This is a genomic window from Pseudoalteromonas aquimarina, assembly GCF_049257255.1.
GTDB lineage: Bacteria > Pseudomonadota > Gammaproteobacteria > Enterobacterales > Alteromonadaceae > Pseudoalteromonas.
On record NZ_JBMMUG010000001.1, the window covers coordinates 1 to 19,309 of the forward strand.

Genomic DNA, 19,309 nt, shown 5'->3' on the forward strand with positions numbered 1-19,309 from the left:
TGGTGACCATAGCGTTTTGGAACCACCTGACTCCATGCCGAACTCAGAAGTGAAACGAAACAGCGTCGATGATAGTGTGGGTTCGCCCATGTGAAAGTAGAACATCGCCAAGCTCCTAATTAAAAGAAAGCCTCAACAGTGTGTTGAGGCTTTTTTGTATTTAGATATTAAGTTCATTACAACAAATATCGTCACTATACCTCGTCGTAACTTGGTTCCATCACATATCTCTATGTTCATCCATATGATGGGAAGCTTCTTTAAATGCAAGCGCCAGCCTTCAGTTAGATAAATCAGCTGAGCTGCTCAAAATATTCTTGCCGATCTATCGTCACTCATCTGATTCCCTAGCTCTGTGGGCACTTAAGCATCATTAGCTGTTCATAAAAAGCATACCTTAACAATATGTTTGAGTTTTTTGCATTTTAGAATTGAGATAGCGTTTCCTTTAACCCATCTATAAATATCATCTTTTATTGTCGTAGGGAGCAAGGTTTGTGTCTCTCAGCGCTATGAGTACATAAACACCCAACAATTGGGTCCAAATAGTGGATCACTAAAACAGCAGAATACTAAAGTAACTAATTAAACTCTTCGACTACTCAAATTAGGTGGATCTATTAATAGCTAGATTTTTAAAATTGAAAATGTTTTATTTAAGTTGTTTATTTGCGATGAGATGTATTTGATTCATTTCGTTATCATTTTTGTGTGCCTCTATGTATTTATCATTACTTCATAAACAAACTCATAAGGAAATTTAGGCTAGAAATTTTAAGAGATGTATTTAAACTGTTTTCTTGATAATTAACTCCGCAGTTTACTTCATAACCAATTGAGAAATAAACACTAAAAACTGCTTGCTGTGGTTGTATTAGTTTGTATAATGCAAATTCTTGATAAAGAGATAAGCCTTTTCAAGAATTTGTGCCAGTGTGATGGAATTGGTAGACATAGGGGATTCAAAATCCCCCGCAGCAATGCGTGGCGGTTCGAGTCCGCCCACTGGTACCATTAAATACATATAAAGTATTAATGAGAAGATAACCGACGAAAGTCGGTTTTTTTATGCCTGTAATTTAGCTTGTTTTAACTTTAATTAGCGTGTGTTCCTCTCTCTGGGTTAGAATAACGCGTACTTCAGCTTTAAGGTTTTACATCTTCTATGTCAAATATCGAACAACGAACTGGATTTATGCGCCGTTTAGCATCATGGGTTTATGATGCATTAGCTACCATCGCAATCATCATGTTAGCGCAGATTATCTTTTTAGGGTTAATTGAGTTATTGCTGTCTTTAGGAATAGTTAATAAAACAGATGATGCTGATATCTCTCATTTTGTAACGACTCAGCCATGGAATTTTATTAATCAATTTTATTTAGTGTGTGTGGCGTGTTTTTTCTATGTGTATTTCTGGTGTAAAGGCGGTCAAACCATCGGAATGCGTGCTTGGCGACTAAAAGTAAGAAATCTTGATGGTTCTCCAATTAGTAAAGGACAAGCGCTTATTAGAGCGGTTACGGCGCTTTTAGGGGTTGGCAACCTTTTGGTTATCTTCGATTTTAAGAATAAGCGAGCATTACAAGATTACTTTGCAAAAACAGAGGTAATTACCTTGTCAAAAGAAGAGAACAAAAAGGTATATCGAGAACTCGATTAACCCTATCTTAAAAAATAAAAAGGCGCTATTGGCGCCTTTTTAGTAGAAATGTTGCAATGGCAATAAAGATAACGCTTGGCATTATGGCACCAATAGAGGGGTGTAACTCATATACCAATACAAATGGGCCAAATATACGATCTGTTAAGTGGAAAACAATACCTGTTACCACACCCATTACAATGCGAGCGCCCATGGTTACGCTGCGTAGTGGGCCAAATATAAACGATAAGGCAACTAATAACATTACAGCGATTGTAAGAGGTTGAACTACCTTTCGCCAAAACGCGAGATCGTAAGTGCTAGTATCTTGATCGTTTTCTTTTAAATATGAAAGGTATGAATACAAACCAGTAAATGAGAGTGTTTCTGGTTTTACTGAAACCACTCCTAGTTTTTCAGGTGTTAATTTTGATTGATAGAAAAACTCTTTACTTACAGAAGTATCTGTATTGTTAGCATTAATATCAAGATTCTGAACCTTGTATAGCTGCCAACCATCTTTTTCAGGAACGGCTTTTTCGGCACGTTTTATCGATTGTAATTCAAGGCGCTCGTTGAACTGGTACATAGTTAATCCATCAAGACGACCTGACTCATCAACATTATTAATATTAATAAATGTATTGCCATCTTTTGCCCAAACCCCTTGTTGTGCGTTGAAAATACTACCACCGGAGATTTCCATTGTGCGTAGTTGCTTTGCGGTTTTTTGCGCTTCAGGAACAACCCACTCGGCGATTGCCATCATCACTAACGCAAGTAACAGTGCTGTTTTCATTACCGAGCGAATAATTTGAAAGCGTGATAGTCCAGCTGCTTGCATAACCACAAGCTCACTGTTTGAAGCAAGCGCACCAAGCCCAAGCAGGCCACCAATTAACGCAGCCATAGGGAAGAAGACAACTATATCGTAAGGCATGCTATATAAGGTGTAGAGCACAGCATCAACAATATCATATGTGCCGCGACCAACAGATTTAAGCTGTTCAATAAATTTAATTAACGTACCGATACCTACCAAAACTAACAGGGTAAATCCCGTTGTTTGTAAAAGGCTGCGGCCTAAATAACCATCTAATATTTTCATGCTGTAGCCTCCTTCTTGCTAAACCAAGCTCTAATTGTAGAGCCAAGAGGCCGGTCTCTGAGAATTAAGAATGTACCAATAAATAAAGCACTTAAGTGGATCCACCATAAACCAATAGAGGTAGGTACTTTGCCATCTTGCACTAAAAAGGTACCTGCATTTAATAGAACAAAGTAACCAAGGTACAGTGAAATAGCGGGTACTAATTTAGCAAACTTACCTTGACGCGGATTAACCACAGATAAAGGCACTGCTATTAGGGTAAGTAACGGAATTGATAAAGGCACTGCTAAGCGCCATTGGAATTGCGCAATCGCCTCTTTAGTGCCTTGCTCTAATAATTGCATTGATGGCAAAGCTTCTAATTTGCGACGTTTTTGTTCAATTGCCTGATCTTGAATTTGTACTTCATAATTAGTGAATTCAGTTAACTGCAATTGCTTTGAACCCGCAGGATTTTCGTAACGTTTACCATCGTTTAATATCAGTTTTTGTTCACCGGTGTTGCTATCTTCTAATACTTTACCTCTTTCGGCATAAACAACTTCTGAGGTACGCATTTCTCCGTCTTTATCAATCTGCGCATAAAAAACGCGGTCGAGCTCAGTTCCGCCTTGATTAATATCATGAATAAATACAACGGCTTTTTCGTTATCAGTTTGCTGAAATCGCCCAGAGCGAAGCGCTGCAAGGCCTGCATCGGCTTCAATTTTCTCTTTTAATTGGTATTCGTGCTCATTTGCCCATGGTGCAAGTTTAAGTGTAAGAAAACCGGCTAAAATAGCTAAAAGTGCTGAAGATACTAAAGTTAAGCGCACCACATACCATTCACTCACGCCGCACGCCTTTAAAACTGTCATTTCGCTGTCAGCATAAATGCGGCTATAAGCCAAAATAATGCCTAGGAAAATACTTAACGGGAGAATTAATGAGGCTAATTGCGGTAATTTAAGCATTACCATTTGGAAAACTAATTGGCCAGGAATAGAACCCTCTGCCGCATCAGCTAAAATAGAGACAAATTTCTGACTGACGAAAATTGTCATCAGGGTGAGGAATACCGCGAGCTGAGATTTAAATACTTCTGTCGATAAATAGCGAAAGATTAACACCGCGACCCCTACAAAACTTGTCTTTTTACTGGAATAGTCTGAAATTTTAAGTAAACTTTGTATTTTTACAACTTAAATATATGCCATTAGGACTTAAATTTAAAAATTAAGTTTGTTTTGGTTTAATTTATAGTCAAAATCACTCAGGAGTCGCTATGGAATTTAGCGTTAAAAGTGGCAGCCCAGAAAAACAACGCAGTGCATGTATTGTTGTGGGTGTTTATGAACCTCGCCGTTTATCACCAATTGGCGAGCAACTCGATCGTATTAGCGATGGTTATATTTCTAATTTGCTACGCCGCGGCGATTTAGAAGGCAAGCCTGGGCAAATGTTGCTATTACACCATGTACCAAACGTGTTAAGTGAGCGCGTGCTTTTAGTTGGTTGTGGTAAAGAGCGCGAGCTTGATGATAAGCAATACAAGCAAATTATTTCAAAAACCATTAGCACGTTAAACGATACGGGCTCAATGGAAGCGGTATGTTTCTTAACAGAATTACATGTTAAAGGTCGCGATACTTATTGGAAAGTACGCCAAGCTGTTGAAACAACGCAAGACAGCTTATACGTTTTTGATCAGCTAAAAAGCAAGAAAAGCGAAGCACGCAGACCGCTTCGTAAAATCGTTTTCAACGTACCAACGCGCCGCGAATTAACGATTGGTGAAACAGCGATTGAGCATGGTCTTGCAATTTCGCACGGTCAAAAGCTGTGTAAAGACGTTGCAAATATGCCACCAAATATCTGTAACCCAGCGTATTTAGGTGAGCAAGCGCAAGCACTTGAAGCAAACTTTGATAACGTTAAAGTAAACCTTGTTGGCGAGAAAGAAATGGAAGAGTTAGGTATGCATTCATACCTAGCGGTTGGCCGTGGTAGTGCAAATGAATCGATTATGTCGGTTATTCACTATACCGGTGCGGCAGAAGATAAAGCACCAATTGTACTGGTAGGTAAAGGTCTTACCTTTGACTCAGGTGGTATTTCAATTAAACCAGGCGAAGGCATGGATGAAATGAAATACGATATGGGTGGCGCCGCAGGTGTACTAGGTACGATGCGTGCGATTGTTGAAATGCAGCTGCCAATTAACGTAATTGCGGTACTTGCTGGTTGTGAAAACATGCCAAGCAGCAATGCATACCGCCCAGGTGATATTCTAACAACCATGTCTGGTCAAACTGTTGAAGTTTTAAATACGGATGCAGAAGGCCGCTTGGTATTATGTGATGCATTAACTTATGTTGAAGCATTCGATCCAGATACTGTAATTGACGTAGCTACCTTAACAGGCGCGTGTATTATTGCACTTGGTCACCATACTTCAGGTCTACTTGCTAACCACAACCCACTGGCACATGACTTATTAAAAGCATCAGAGCTTAGTGGCGACAGAGCATGGCAGTTACCGTTATGGGATGAATATCAAGAGCAACTTGAAAGCCCATTTGCAGATTTCACTAACTTAGGTGGACGCGCAGCGGGTACAATTACTGCTGCGTGTTTCTTATCGCGCTTTACCAAAAAGTATCACTGGGCACACTTAGATGTGGCGGGTACTGCATGGCGTAGTGGTAAGAACAAAGGTGCAACAGGTCGCCCAGTTGCAATGTTAACTCAGTATCTATTAAACCGTGCTGATGTTAATATGGAGCAAGATGCCTAAAGTGTTTCTAGAGGCAGTTTAATGAACGCAGTATTTTACGTTCTAAAACAACTAAATGAGCCGGTAAATACCATTCCGGCTCATTTTGATCTAGCAGCAAGGCTAGCTGCTGATTGTTACCGACAGGGAAAAAAAGTATTTATTTTTGTAGATAATCAAGAAGATGCCCATTTAATTGATGAGCATTTGTGGCAATTCGAAGTTGATAGCTTTGTGCCGCATAATCTACAAGGCGAGGGACCACAAGCAGGTTCACCTGTTGAAATTGGCGAGTCAGCGCCAGTGGCAAATCGCAAAGTGATAATAAATTTGGCTAAAACAGTGCCTGATTTTATTCGTCGCTTTTCAGAGGTATATGACTTTGTACCAGCTGATGAACAATTAAAAGGTGTAGCGCGTGAACGCTACAAAGTAATGCGTCAATTAGGGGCGCATTTGTCGACACAAGAGATAGAGATTTAGTATTAAGGTTCTGTGCAATGGATAAAACCTATAATCCACAAGATATTGAACAGTCGTTATATCAAGGCTGGGAAGAGAAAGGCTACTTTAAACCGTCAGGTCAAGGTGACGCGTATTCAATTATGATCCCACCGCCAAATGTCACAGGTAGCTTGCACATGGGCCATGCCTTCCAAGATACCATTATGGACACGCTTATTCGCTTTAAGCGAATGAAAGGCAATAACACATTATGGCAAGTGGGTACTGACCACGCAGGTATCGCAACGCAAATGGTTGTAGAGCGTAAACTTGCTGCTGAAGAAGGTAAAACGCGCCACGAGCTTGGCCGTGATAATTTCATTGACCGTATTTGGCAGTGGAAAAACGAGTCAGGCGGTACTATTACCAAGCAGTTACGTCGTTTAGGTGCATCGGTAGATTGGGACCGTGAACGTTTTACAATGGATGAAGGTCTTTCTGAAGCAGTTAAAGAAGTATTCGTTCGTCTTCATAAAGAAGATTTAATTTACCGTGGTAAGCGCCTAGTAAACTGGGATCCAAAGCTACACACGGCAATCTCAGATTTAGAAGTTGAAAACAAAGACAAACAAGGCCATATGTGGAACCTGCGTTACCCACTGGCTGATGGTTTAACGACAAAAGACGGTAAAGACTACATTGTTGTAGCAACAACGCGTCCTGAAACCATGCTGGGTGATACAGGTGTTGCTGTAAACCCAAATGATGAGCGTTATCAAGATTTAATTGGTAAAGAGATTATTCTGCCAATTGTTAATCGTCGTATTCCAATTGTTGCGGACGAGCACGCAGATATGGAAAAAGGCACAGGTTGTGTAAAAATTACCCCTGCGCATGACTTCAACGATAACGAAGTTGGTAAACGTCACCAATTACCGATGATCAACATCTTCAACAAAGATGCTGCGGTATTAACAGCGGGTGAAGGCTATACCTTTGATGGCAAGCCGCAAGAAATTGACGCACCAATTCCAGAGCGCTTCCATGGCCTTGACCGTTTTGATGCGCGTAAAGCGATTGTTGATGAGTTTGAACAGCTTGGTTTACTTGAGAAAATTGAAGATCACAGCCTAACAGTACCATATGGTGACCGTTCGGGTGTTGTTATTGAGCCACTACTTACAGACCAATGGTATGTACGTGTAGCGCCACTGGCAGAGCCAGCAAAACAAGCAGTTGCTAATGGCGACATTAAGTTTGTGCCAGCACAATACGAAAACATGTACAACGCATGGATGAACGACATTCAAGATTGGTGTATTTCACGCCAGCTTTGGTGGGGTCACCGTATTCCAGCATGGTACGATGCTGAGGGTAATGTCTATGTTGGGCGTAGCGAAGAAGAAGTACGCAGCGACAACAATATTGGCGCTGACGTTGCACTTAAGCAAGACGATGACGTACTTGATACTTGGTTCTCATCGGCACTTTGGACGTTCTCAACGCAAGGTTGGCCTGCACAAACTGAAGACTTAAAAGTTTTCCACCCATCAGATGTGCTAGTAACGGGTTTTGATATTATCTTCTTCTGGGTTGCACGTATGATCATGATGACCATGCACTTCATCAAAGATGAAGACGGCAAGCCGCAAGTACCATTTAAAACGGTTTACGTAACCGGCCTTATTCGCGATGAAAATGGCGATAAGATGTCTAAGTCAAAAGGTAACGTACTTGACCCAATCGATATGATTGACGGTATTGATCTTGAGACCTTAGTTGAAAAACGTACGGGTAATATGATGCAGCCACAACTGGCAGCAAAAATTGAGAAAAACACTCGTAAGACATTCGAAAAGGGTATTGAAGCACACGGTACAGATGCACTGCGCTTTACACTTGCTGCAATGGCATCAACAGGACGCGATATCAACTGGGATATGAACCGTCTTGAAGGTTACCGTAACTTCTGTAACAAGCTGTGGAATGCGAGCCGTTACGTTTTAATGCACACAGAAGAAAAAGACTGTGGCTTTAATGGTGGCGAAATGGAGCATTCACTTGCAGATCGTTGGATCTTAGGCCAATTCCAAAACACAGTTAAAACATTTACTGATCATTTAGATAATTACCGCTTTGACTTAGCGGCAAGCACTATTTACGAGTTCACTTGGAACCAATTCTGTGACTGGTATCTTGAGCTTACTAAGCCGGTATTGTTTAAAGGCAATGAAGCGGAGCAACGTGGTACACGTAATACGCTAGTTACTGTGCTTGAAGGTTTACTGCGCTTAATGCACCCATTAACGCCATATATCACTGAAACAATCTGGCAGCGTGTTGCACCACTTGCAAACATTAACGCCGATACCATTATGCTGCAATCTTTCCCTGAGTTTGATGCAAGCAAAGTGGACGAGTCAGCAATGGCTGATCTTGAGTGGGTTAAGCAGTTTATCGTTGCGATCCGTAATATCCGTGGTGAAATGGACATTAGCCCTAACAAGCCGCTTGATGTACTGCTTAAAAACGCAAGTGACGAAGATAAGCGTCGCCTAGAAGAAAACGCAAAGTTCCTAGCATCATTAGCTAAATTAGAGTCTACGACTGTATTAGCTGACACTGACGAAGCGCCAGCATCTGCAACCGCGTTAGTGGGTGGTCTTGAAGTACTTATTCCTATGGCAGGTCTTATCGATGTTGAAGCTGAGCTTGCGCGTATTAGTAAACAGCTTGAAAAAGCAGAAAAAGGCTTAGAGCAAGTTGAGCGTAAGTTAGCAAACGAAAAGTTTGTTAACAATGCACCTGAAGCAGTACTTGCCAAAGAGCAAGAAAAGCTTGCTGAATACAGTGAAGCAAAAGCGAAACTGCTTGAGCAAAAAGAAAAAATTGAAAGTCTTTAAGGCTTTTGTTAAAAAACCGCGATAAATTCGCGGTTTTTTTTGCAAGGACGAAAATGAATAGCCTAGGTATTTTTTATATTAATTTAGCGCGTAGCCAAGATAGGCGCGGTGCTATGGAAGCCGAATTAAACAAATATAACTGTACTTATACCCGTATTGAAGCTGCAGACGGTAAACAGCCAGAGATGCTTAAAAATTCAGGATACTGTGCAAAGCTTAATAAAAAGTATTACCACAAGGTACTTTCCAGCGGCGAAATTGGTTGTGTAGAAAGTCATAAACGAGCACTCAGCGCGTTTTTACAATCTGATTTTCAATGCGCGCTGATTTTAGAAGATGATGCACGCGCAAACTATGATCTTTTTAAGGAATTAACCTCACTGGCACAAACCTCGAATGACTGGGATGTTATTAAACTGTACTTAGGGAAAAAGAAAAAGCGCTTGAGAAACTCAGTTAAAATTTCAGAAAATTTGAAAATTGGAATACCAACAAAAGTTCCCACTTCGGCATTAGCTCAGTTGGTTTCTCGGGAAGGGGCTGAGAAATTATTGCGAGCTTATAAGAATTTTGGTGAGCCAGCAGATGTTTTGTTAAAGTCGTGGTGGCGCTACAATTTACGCATTCTTGCTGTGGAAAATGCTGTTTTTGACACTGCAGATGTTGAAAGTGAGATTGATGCTCAGAGTCATAGGAAAGGGGGCAAAAAGAATCGGCTCAAACGCCTGTGGCAAAAATTGAAGTATGAAGTGTTTAATCAAATCAATAAGCAATCCGACAACTTACTAAGTTCACTAGCAAAAGTGTCGGTTAAATAAATACCCAAAATTTTTACGCTTGTTTACTTTATTTAGCGCAAAAAATTGACTCGCAAAGTCATTTTAAGAGATAGTGATATTGTAACAATTTCATACGAAATACTAATAAAAAGGAAACGCACAATGCGCATTAAAGCGATCGCAGCTGCACTTGCAGTAAGCTTTGCAGGCTCGGCTTTTGCCGACGAGGGTATGTGGCAACCACACCAATTACCTGAATTAGAAGATGTTCTTAAAGCAAAAGGTTTAGCAATCGATGTTAAGTCAATTTCAAAGCTTACCGAATTCCCAATGAATGCCGTTATCAGCCTTGGTGGCTGTACAGCATCATTTGTATCGCCAAAAGGTTTAGTTGTTACTAACCACCACTGTGCTTATGGTTCTATCCAGTACAACTCAACAACTGATAACAACATTCTAGAAAATGGCTTTTTAGCAAAGAAACCATCTGAAGATTTACCAGCAGCACCAGGTTCACGTGTTTATGTAACTGAAAAAGTGACAGATGTTACGGCTAAAGTGAAAAAGGGTACTGAGAGTCTTGCAGGCAAAGCGCGCTACGAAGCAATTGATGCTAACCGTAAAGCACTTGTAGCTGAGTGTGAAGAGGATAAAGGTTACCGCTGTAATGTATACACCTTCCACGGTGGTTTAGAGTACTATCTTATTAAATCGCTTGAAATTAAAGACGTACGTTTAGCTTACACACCAGCAATGGGTGTAGGTAAATACGGCGGCGATATCGATAACTGGATGTGGCCTCGCCATACTGGTGATTTTGCATTCTACCGCGCTTATGTTGGTAAAGATGGCAAACCTGCAGAATTCTCAAAAGATAACGTTCCATTTGAATCTAACTCATTCTTAAGCGTGAGTGCTAAAGGCGTGCAAGAAGGTGATTTTGTGATGGTAACTGGCTACCCAGGCCGTACTAACCGTTACCGTGTATCTCCAGAAGTAGATTATGTTTTTAACACCGCATACCCGCTTTCTCGCAAGCACAACTCTAAATACGTTGAACTAATCGAAGAAAACGCACCCGAAGGTTCGCAAGAGCGCATCGCATACGAAAGCACGATTGCAGGCTACAACAATTACATCAAGAACTATGGTTCAATGATTGAGAGCTTCAAAAAAGGCTCGATGTATATCCGTAAGCAACAATTTGAACAAGACCTACAAGCGTGGATCAACAATGACAGTGACCGTAAAGCAAAATACGGTAGTGTGTTAGCTGATTTAGAAGCGCTTGTTGCAGAGTCTCAAAAGCACAACCAACGCGATCGTATGTTAGGCTACGTTCACCGCTCACAAATGATTTCAACAGCGCGTATGTTGTATCGTTTAGCCGTTGAAAAGCAAAAGCCAGACGCAGAGCGCGAAAGTGGTTATCAAGAGCGTGATTTACCGCGCATTGAAGCGCGTCTTAAGAGCATGAGCCGTCGTTATGCAGAGCCAGTTGATAAAGCAATTCTACTTCACTTCTTAGAGCTATACGCTGCACTTCCTGAAAATGAGCGTTTAGATGAAGTTGATAACGCGCTAAATCTAACCAATGGTTTTGATAAAACAAAACATGCAGCAATGCTAGATGACATGTATGCAAACTCTAAATTGGCTGATGAAAAAGCGCGATTATGGATGCTGGACTTAGATCTTGCGCAGCTTGATCAAAGCAACGACCCATTTGTGAAATACGCAAAAGCGATTTTCAGTGTAATGAAGTCAATTGAAGATCAAGAAAAAGAGCTAACAGGTAAAATGCAGGCTGCTCGCCCAGCATTAATGGAAGCGATTATTGCTTACAATAAGTCACTTAATAAGCCAGTATATGCAGATGCAAACAGCACATTACGTGTGACTTACGGTACAGTGGGTGGTTACTCGCCGCAAGATGGCCTTGTAGCAACGCCGTTTACTTCACTTGAAGGTTTACTTGCGAAAAATACCGATGTTGAACCATTTAACTCACCGAAAAAGCAAAATGACTTAATCAAGCAAAAGCAATACGGTGATTACACAGGTGGTATGAACACAGTACCAGTAAACTTCTTATCAAATGTTGATACCACAGGTGGTAACTCAGGTTCACCAACACTTAACGGTAACGCAGAGCTGGTTGGTTTACTGTTTGACGGTGTTTACGAAAGTATCATTGGTGACTGGGATTACGATGAAAACTTAAATCGTTCAATCCACGTAGATTCACGTTATATGCTTTGGGTAATGGACAAAGTTGATAATGCGCAAAATCTACTAAACGAAATGAAGATTGTACGATAAGTACAATATGCTTAAAAAAGGAGGCTTATGCCTCCTTTTTTGTTTTGAAAATTTCACCGTTTATTGGCTAGTGGCTGAATATAAGCAGGACTTCTAACGATATATCTATGTTAAATAAGATGTTATGCCAGTTTAGTGTGTGCTATTAAAAAACTCTTCCGCATCTTCTTTAATATCTTGGTAATCTTCATCATCAAGATCTAATACCGCTAACACTTTTTCTTTCATATACGGCCAATCAGGTGAAGCAACAAAGCGGCGATTCACGTGCACTATATTTTCAGCCATTTTAAGGGTCGCAAAGGTCAGTTGATCCTGACCAAAATCAAGCTTTTCTAAAAAGCTCACATCGTGATGACGCAAAATAATTTGGCATATATTTTTTGGTAAATTCCAGCTTGTTGCTAAAAAATAACCAACAACCGCATGGTTTGTGCGGTAAGTTGATTCTTCTCGCTCAATTAATGAAATGTGATAGTCACGATTTGATTCTGCTAGTACCTTAACATAATCATTGTAGTTCATTGCCATCGCAGGAATGCCTGCATCATGAAACAAGCCAACCATATGTAGGTTTTCAGTCGGTACCTTAGATTTAAGCTTTTTACCTATTAGAGTTGAAATTGCAGCGATTTCACTTGCGGTATCCCAAAAACGTTCAAGTTTGATACAGCACTTAGTTTGATCAAATGCTTTTTCTAACAGAAAACCAGTTACCAAATTAGTGATGCCCTCTAAACCAAGAAACATAACAGCTTGTTTTATATCTGTAATTGTTCTGGCAAGGCCATAAAAAGGGGAGTTGATCACTTTTAAAACCATCGCTGCAATAGCAACATCTGCTGCAACAATTGAGGCAATGTTATTTAACTCAGGTGACTCATTACTTAATTCATTTTGCAGTGATTGTAATAACTCAGGTTTAGGAGGAATAGTAAACCCAGATTCTAGGTCAGTAAGAACCTTACTATCAATTTCGATCATGTTAAGCACCATGTGTTCTTTGAATGGCTATTATACTTGGTCTTTATTTCTTAAGTTAGATATAAATCAAAGGTTCTTGGTTTATTGAGCGTATATATTTAGCCATCAGATCTGTGGCACAATCAAATAAGCGTTTTTATATTTGGGCACAATTTTGCGTTACCTACTTTTTTTAATTCTTATCTTTCCCGCTCTTTGTCGGGCGCAGTGGCATTTTGAAGAGCAAGCCATTATGGGCACTTCGGTCAAAGTAACGTTTTGGCATAACGATGAAGTGCATGCAAAGAAAATAGCGTCAGCATTTTTTGCTGAAATGCAGCGTATTAATCAATTAATGAGCCCTTACATTGAATCAAGCGAGCTCTATTCAATTAATAAAAACGCAGGAATTAAAGAAGTGGTAATTGGTGAGGAACTTTACCAGCTAATTAAGTTATCAATTGATATCAGCAATCAAACAAACGGTGCATTTGATATCACGTTTGCAAGCGTTGGCTTTTTATATAACTACCGTGAGCGCATTAAACCAAATCAAGAATTGCTGCAAAACAATCAAGCACTGATTGATTACAGGCAAATAAAGCTTAACCCACAAAAACAATCTGTATTGTTAGCGCAAAAAGGCATGAAAATAGATTTAGGCGGTATTGCAAAAGGCTATGCCGTTGATAATGCTGTTTCCTTGTTAAAAACCTTAGGTGTCACTTCAGCTTTAGTGAGTGCTGGTGGTGATACCAAAGCGCTGGGAAAACATGGGGAAAGGCCATGGTTACTCGCTATTCAAGACCCGCGTAAAAAAGGCAAGCACGCCATTCAACTACCAATGGAAGATGAGGCTATATCCACCTCAGGTGATTACGAGCGTTATTTTATTAAAGATGGTATTCGTCATCACCATATTATCGATCCTAAAACGGGGCGCTCAGCATCAGAGGTGCAAAGTGTTTCCATTATTGGCGCAAAAAGCGTGATGACAGATGCGTTATCGACCAGTGTGTTTGTGCTTGGAGTGAAAGAGGGGCTAGCATTAATAAATCAAATGCCAGCCTATGAAGCGCTGATTATTGATAAAGACAGAAAGCTGCATTTCTCTAACGGCTTATTAGCAAATTAACCCATAGTTTATGCTGCTAAACAATGGGCTCAAATGCGATTAAACTATCCATTAATCTGGCATTGCCTAAACCATGCATGGGGAATAAGTTAGCAAAATTGCCTTGCTCACCATGCAGCGCCATATAATTCAGAATAACGGTCTCAACCAGCAGGTTAACATTATTTGCAGCAGGGCCAGAGGCTGTTTCCACTGACGCATCACGGCGCATGTAACCAATTTGTTGGCGTTTTGCTTGTTGATCTGGTGTTGCACCTAATAACTGTGGTGTGCCCTGAGGGTTATACACCAAAAAGAATGATGCTGAAGTCGATGAATTATCGCCAGTCCATACGCCTTTACCGCGGCCAAACTCTGAGTCATCAATCATGCCGTTACTGGCAACTGAGCCATCACTGTAAACATACATCATCAGTGGTACACCAAGCCTTGCGGCGTACTCTATACATGCACCCATACAGCGACCCGCGCGCAAGTCGCGAATTTCACCCGTTGCTCTGTCACCCGTATGGTAATCATAACCACCCATAGTGATGGTGCCTGCACCCGCATAGCCATTTAAGACTAACTTCATAATTGAAGCTGTTTTTCTAAACTCGCTGTCTTGCTCTAATTCTTGTTCACTAAAAATGGCATTATCACCGGTGATCAGCGGATCAGTGAGTGGGTTTAGGTTATCTGGATTGCCAAAGCGGTCGGTAATATCAGCGGTTTTCACATAGCCACAGCGTACCAAATCTTTTAAAACATCGTCGCGACTTATTTGGGTGCTAACATTATTGAGTTTCATATCGCTGATACGTTGAATGGACTCCATCACTGCTACTGCATCGCTTTGGTCGAGCAGTCCAACTAAGTCGCCAGTATCAACAAGGCCAATAACATCACTTGGTCTATCAATTTTGGTAGGGCGTTTTGCAACATCAAATAAGCTGTTTGGCGACATTGAATTTGCACCAGAGTCTGAGTTACGAGAGCCAATCAGGCTGAGTAACGAGCCATCAGCCCCAACACGGTTAATGCCAAACATTGGGTTGTGAGGGTTGGTGCCAGTATCATTTTCAGAGCGAGCAGGAATAACCGCTCCATTAATGTTTGCGCGATTTGTAACCGACACTTTTTCTAATATACCGCGTAAAAATTGGCTATCAGAATGAAATGCAAGCCCAAGTTCACTATTTACAAAGTCGCTTAACCCCGTTTGTGCATTGGCAATAGGTGGGATCATATCACCGGGCAAGCCTAATTTGCTGTAACCTTCAGTTGATAAGAAATCCATTTGACCATTTGGCCCACCAACGAGCACATTTGAACCTGCGATATTTGCGCCGCCAGCTAAATCAAAACAAATAAAGGGGATTTTGCCAGCGCCTGACGTGGCAATACCGCAGCTTTGTTTTAATGCTTCTAAGTCGCTTGATAAAGTTCTTTGCGCTTGAAGCGGGCATGAGAATAAACTAAACAGCGAACCACTAAAAAAAGTGCCTAAACCTGCGGCAAAACCTTGAGCGATAAAATCGCGCCTGCTAATTGGTTTACTGTGATCTTGATGCAGTAATGGCGTATCTGGATTAAGAATATGTTTTTGCTTTTTCATAAGAGATCCATTACTTGATAATTGTGGCAGCACTACCAACGATGGCAGCACAACTGGCTTTGGCAATAATTTGTGTGCGCTCGGCATCGCAAGATTGCGGGCAGCGATTTAAACGGTCAATCAGATTGCTGAGCTCTTGCTGTAGTGCAACATAATTAGGTGCAGACGCGAGTTCTTGACCAAGTAAATAGTGACTAAGTTCGCTGATAAATTGTGTTTTGCTATTTGTTTCAAAAGCGATGTTTGGTGTTTGATTAACATCGAGTGCGCTAAATGCCTTTGCACGCAAATCACTATTATCAATAAATGCGCTGCAATATTTAATTGCCAATTGTGATATTGCCATCTGATTTGCGGCAACAAAGCTATCGATAGCGTTAACTGTTGGCAGTTGTTGCTTTAATTGCTCAAAGGTAGTTTTTACATCCGCTTGTGAAGTGGCAACACCTGTCATTTGTGCCATCGAAAAATTAATTTCTGAGAAGGCTTTTATGCCGATATCACTGGTTGGCTCAGCTGGAAACTCAATAGGAAAATCAGGCACTTCGGCTGGTACGCGCACAAATTGATGTTCACCTAAACGATCAAAGGTTAAAAAGAATTCATCATTATTTGGCCCTTGTTCTAACGGAATTAAGCTGCCTAAACGTGAAATGGGTTGTCCTGTTTGATTAGAGTAGTTATCACCTAACACCGTTTTAATATTGGCAAAGCTTTGACCTAGGGGACTTTCTTTACCATTAATACCAATACGAATGCCTTCAAGCGAAATATTTTCAGGCGATACCGTATTATCTAATGAGAGGAAAAACGGCTCTTTAAAGAGGTAGCTGAAACTATCAAATTGACTGACTTCGGCAACAATATAACTGCGTGGTAAATCAATAAGTTCACCAATAGAGAATAATAAAAAGAACTTTTCACCAACGCCCACATCATAATTTTGCACAATTTGTTGCGCTGAAAGTGCACGGTTATGAATTGCCAACATGCGAATTTGGCCATGCCATTTAAAATTACTGCTGGTTTCACTGCCTAGAATAAGTGCAAAACTGGCGTCCCAATTGGATAAAACACCCAAACTTTCACTTTGTTGTGCTGCCAGATTACCATTTACAAAAATGCGTTTACCGTTTACTGGGTCAAAAGTTAACACCACATGTTGCAATGTTGCTTGCAGTATTTCTTCATCATTTGGCGTTGAAAGCATCGGTTCGCCATTACTGCTGGTGGTGCTATCACGCAGTAAAAAGTCATAATTATAAAGCGTTTGACCAAGCGTCATGTTGCGTCTGTCATCACCGCCAGAGTAACTAATAATGCGTGCAGGCCCTTCTAGTGTAACATTATCGGGCACAAGCCATGCTTCAATACTAAACTCGCCTGACGCAGTAAGCATTTTGTGCAGCTTGGTACTTGAACTGGTTGCAGCTTGTGCGCGTCCGCCCGCAAGGCGTATGCCCCAGCCACCTACCCAAGAAACATCACCAGATAGTGTTAAATTGGCTGCGGGTTCAATGCCACTGGTATCATAGGCTGTAAAGCCTTGGCCTGATTTAAACTCCCATTTAGCAATAACATGTTGTTCAAAGCGATTGCCATTATTAGCCACAATACCTTCGGTTAATTTAAGTGCTTTGCTGATAACTAACGCTTCATCAACTTGATTAGTGGCAATGGCATCTGCCATTTGGCTAATGGCTGTTTGCATTTGGTTTGCATCGTTTTCGCAATTCGACCAACAATTATGGAATTCATTGCCAAGTCTCAAAACAAAACGTGAAAGTGCAGGTTGATTTAAATCTATTTTAGCTTTTGCAACTTGATAAGCCGCATCAATATTTGCTTCGGCAAAATAGGGCGCCACAGGAAAAGCGGCGCTGCTACTGTGGCAGCTTGCGCAATTAGTTTGCAAAATAGGATGTACATAGCTTGCAAATAATGCGCTTGATTCCGGAAAGCTTTTACTGCTGCCTGGGTCTTTTAAAATTGGGTCATCAAAGTCAATGGTAGTTGCTGTGCTGTCTGTGTCAGCCCATTCACTTATCCAAGTCGTAAGAATATCAGCACATACACTGTCGCTTTGTTGCCAGCAGTTATGGCCGCCAGCAACTTTAGTCACTAAGAGCGAATCTTTCGGGGATGTTAAATTAATAAATCCGTTGATTGCACCATAAGCTAAGTTAATGTCATCTCGCCTAGCAAATTGTGGTGATTGACCTTGCTCATTGTGGCAGGCGCCACATTTATCATCGCCAACAATATTATCCCAAACGGCGATTTTAAATTTTTGTACATCTGCAGATTCAGCTGCTGGGCCACTGTAAACAAATTCACCGCTATTGTCGTTGGGTGGTTTGGGTTGCTCGCTAACTTCGGCGTCAGAACCACAGCCAGCAAGCAGCAATAACAGCAAAAGTGATAAAGTAATGCGCATCTTAATTTCCTTTGCAGTAATTAGCTGTGGCGGCAAATACCGTTTTAAGTTTATACCCTGAGGCTTTAAAGGTATTTGTAATGGCATCAAGGGTAGTTTGGTCTTGTTGGTTTTGTGGTTTTCGTAAGCACACTTTTTCAAATACTTTATTTACTTGGCAGCTGGCAAATTGTTGGCTGTGAGCAATTTCTTTTCCTAAACTTTTTGCCCCTTGACCACTGCCCGAAAGCTGCGTATCCCAGCCTAATCGAGAGTTTAGGCCTTGGCGCCAAAAATTGTCCCAATGGTTTGATCCGGTGATATAGCCAAACTTGAAGGTTTCGCTATTGATATGATATTTAGCATCAACACTATTAGCTTGATAAACTAATTGACCGTTTTCGGCTTCAGCGTCAGTTTCTCTATCGTAAGCAAAATTATAATAAGCATATGCTTGTGCCATCGGATCCATGCCTGCATGGCAGCCACTGCAAGAGTTCATGAAAATTCGACTATCCCCACCAGGGCTTCGACTAACATCTTGGCGAATACGATCTGTTGCAATGCTGGTATCTTTTAACGCATCCAAATCGGTACACATATGATTAATAAAGGTATATCGGAACATAGCGCGGTTGGTGCCAGCAATAAAAAACGCTTTGCTTGCAGCGCGAGACGTAATTACGCCACTTGTTGCTTCAACTGGTAAATTAGTCACGCTTGATTGAGTTTGTCGTGTCAGCGCCTCTTTTAAATTTAATTCACTGTTTTCTAAAGCAATATAATGGTTGTTATCGGTCATTGAATACGCCGGTAAAGCACTACTACTTGATGCGGTATAAACAATATCATCAAACAAAATACTGCGAAAATCGAGGTCGTCACGGACAATTCCCATCACAGTGGCACTGTAGTCATTAAGTGGTTGGTGGATATCAAAATCTCGATTAGTCCAAGGCGTGATCCAGTCTTTTAGCGTCACACGATAGAACGCATCATTTTCCATCGCCAATAGTGCAGCAGCTTCGCTATTGCCTGCGTTAATTAAGTTAACCATTTCGGTTAATACTGTTTCTGATGGCGAAATACCAGTTAAGCGTGTATGCATGCGCTCAGCTTGTTCCTCTGAACCTGCTAAAGCACTGTGTGAGTTCCATGCAAGGATCAATGCAAGCAAGTTAAAAAGTAACGGAAAACTGACCTTGTTGTTCGAAAAGTCCATAGTGAATCTACTGATTG

The 19,309-nt window shown here is 40.9% G+C and carries 13 protein-coding genes, 1 tRNA gene and 1 rRNA gene; 9 read left to right on the forward strand and 6 right to left on the reverse strand.

The window, feature by feature from the left end:
* The 3 genes from rrf to AAEU29_RS00015 form a co-directional block, all read left to right on the forward strand.
* A 5S ribosomal RNA gene (gene rrf, locus AAEU29_RS00005) occupies nucleotides 1-113 on the forward strand; the annotation flags it as partial.
* 816 nt (nucleotides 114-929) lie between these two features.
* A tRNA-Leu gene (locus tag AAEU29_RS00010) sits at nucleotides 930-1,014 on the forward strand.
* 151 nt (nucleotides 1,015-1,165) lie between these two features.
* Nucleotides 1,166-1,663 (forward strand): RDD family protein, encoded by a 498-nt coding sequence (locus tag AAEU29_RS00015; protein WP_421971540.1) that lies wholly within the window; start codon nucleotides 1,166-1,168, stop codon nucleotides 1,661-1,663.
* Nucleotides 1,664-1,688: 25 nt separating this feature from the next.
* Here the strand turns inward: AAEU29_RS00015 and lptG are convergent, their stop codons facing one another.
* The gene (lptG, locus tag AAEU29_RS00020) at nucleotides 1,689-2,753 is read right to left on the reverse strand and encodes an LPS export ABC transporter permease LptG (RefSeq protein ID WP_421971541.1); all 1,065 of its coding nucleotides are present in this window, start codon (nucleotides 2,751-2,753) and stop codon (nucleotides 1,689-1,691) included.
* The gene (gene lptF / locus AAEU29_RS00025; RefSeq protein WP_421971542.1) at nucleotides 2,750-3,865 is read right to left on the reverse strand and encodes an LPS export ABC transporter permease LptF; all 1,116 of its coding nucleotides are present in this window, start codon (nucleotides 3,863-3,865) and stop codon (nucleotides 2,750-2,752) included. Before lptF ends, lptG begins: the two co-directional genes overlap by 4 nt.
* Nucleotides 3,866-4,020: 155 nt before the next feature.
* Here lptF and pepA point away from each other — a divergent pair, with 155 nt between their 5' ends.
* From pepA to AAEU29_RS00050, 5 genes are all read left to right on the forward strand, one after another.
* The gene (gene pepA, locus AAEU29_RS00030; protein WP_421971543.1) at nucleotides 4,021-5,532 is read left to right on the forward strand and encodes a leucyl aminopeptidase; all 1,512 of its coding nucleotides are present in this window, start codon (nucleotides 4,021-4,023) and stop codon (nucleotides 5,530-5,532) included.
* Between the two features lie 21 nt (nucleotides 5,533-5,553).
* Complete coding sequence (locus AAEU29_RS00035) at nucleotides 5,554-5,994, forward strand: DNA polymerase III subunit chi (RefSeq protein ID WP_421971544.1); 441 nt, start codon at nucleotides 5,554-5,556, stop codon at nucleotides 5,992-5,994.
* Nucleotides 5,995-6,011: 17 nt separating this feature from the next.
* Complete coding sequence (locus AAEU29_RS00040; protein WP_421971545.1) at nucleotides 6,012-8,858, forward strand: valine--tRNA ligase; 2,847 nt, start codon at nucleotides 6,012-6,014, stop codon at nucleotides 8,856-8,858.
* A gap of 53 nt (nucleotides 8,859-8,911) precedes the next feature.
* A complete protein-coding gene (locus AAEU29_RS00045; protein WP_421971546.1) occupies nucleotides 8,912-9,676 on the forward strand; it encodes a glycosyltransferase family 25 protein in 765 nt (254 codons plus the stop codon).
* A 123-nt stretch (nucleotides 9,677-9,799) separates the two neighbouring features.
* Nucleotides 9,800-11,959 carry a S46 family peptidase gene (locus AAEU29_RS00050; RefSeq protein WP_421971547.1) on the forward strand — a complete coding sequence of 720 codons (2,160 nt, stop codon included), beginning with the start codon at nucleotides 9,800-9,802 and terminating at the stop codon, nucleotides 11,957-11,959.
* 132 nt (nucleotides 11,960-12,091) lie between these two features.
* Here the strand turns inward: AAEU29_RS00050 and AAEU29_RS00055 are convergent, their stop codons facing one another.
* Nucleotides 12,092-12,943, reverse strand: coding sequence for an HDOD domain-containing protein (locus tag AAEU29_RS00055; protein ID WP_421971548.1), 852 nt, complete (start codon nucleotides 12,941-12,943; stop codon nucleotides 12,092-12,094).
* 154 nt (nucleotides 12,944-13,097) lie between these two features.
* Here AAEU29_RS00055 and AAEU29_RS00060 point away from each other — a divergent pair, with 154 nt between their 5' ends.
* Nucleotides 13,098-14,057 carry an FAD:protein FMN transferase gene (locus AAEU29_RS00060; protein WP_421971549.1) on the forward strand — a complete coding sequence of 320 codons (960 nt, stop codon included), beginning with the start codon at nucleotides 13,098-13,100 and terminating at the stop codon, nucleotides 14,055-14,057.
* 16 nt (nucleotides 14,058-14,073) lie between these two features.
* On the opposite strand, the gene AAEU29_RS00065 is transcribed toward AAEU29_RS00060, so the two are convergent.
* From AAEU29_RS00065 to AAEU29_RS00075, 3 genes are read right to left on the reverse strand one after another with little or no spacing between them, the layout of a single operon-like run.
* Nucleotides 14,074-15,654: a hypothetical protein gene (locus AAEU29_RS00065; RefSeq protein ID WP_421971550.1), complete on the reverse strand. Its 1,581-nt coding sequence runs from the start codon at nucleotides 15,652-15,654 to the stop codon at nucleotides 14,074-14,076.
* Nucleotides 15,655-15,664: 10 nt separating this feature from the next.
* A complete protein-coding gene (locus AAEU29_RS00070) occupies nucleotides 15,665-18,091 on the reverse strand; it encodes a LamG domain-containing protein (RefSeq protein WP_421971551.1) in 2,427 nt (808 codons plus the stop codon).
* 1 nt (nucleotide 18,092) lies between these two features.
* Nucleotides 18,093-19,292, reverse strand: a complete 1,200-nt coding sequence (locus AAEU29_RS00075; RefSeq protein WP_421971552.1) for a hypothetical protein — start codon at nucleotides 19,290-19,292, stop codon at nucleotides 18,093-18,095.
* Nucleotides 19,293-19,309 lie beyond the last annotated feature (17 nt).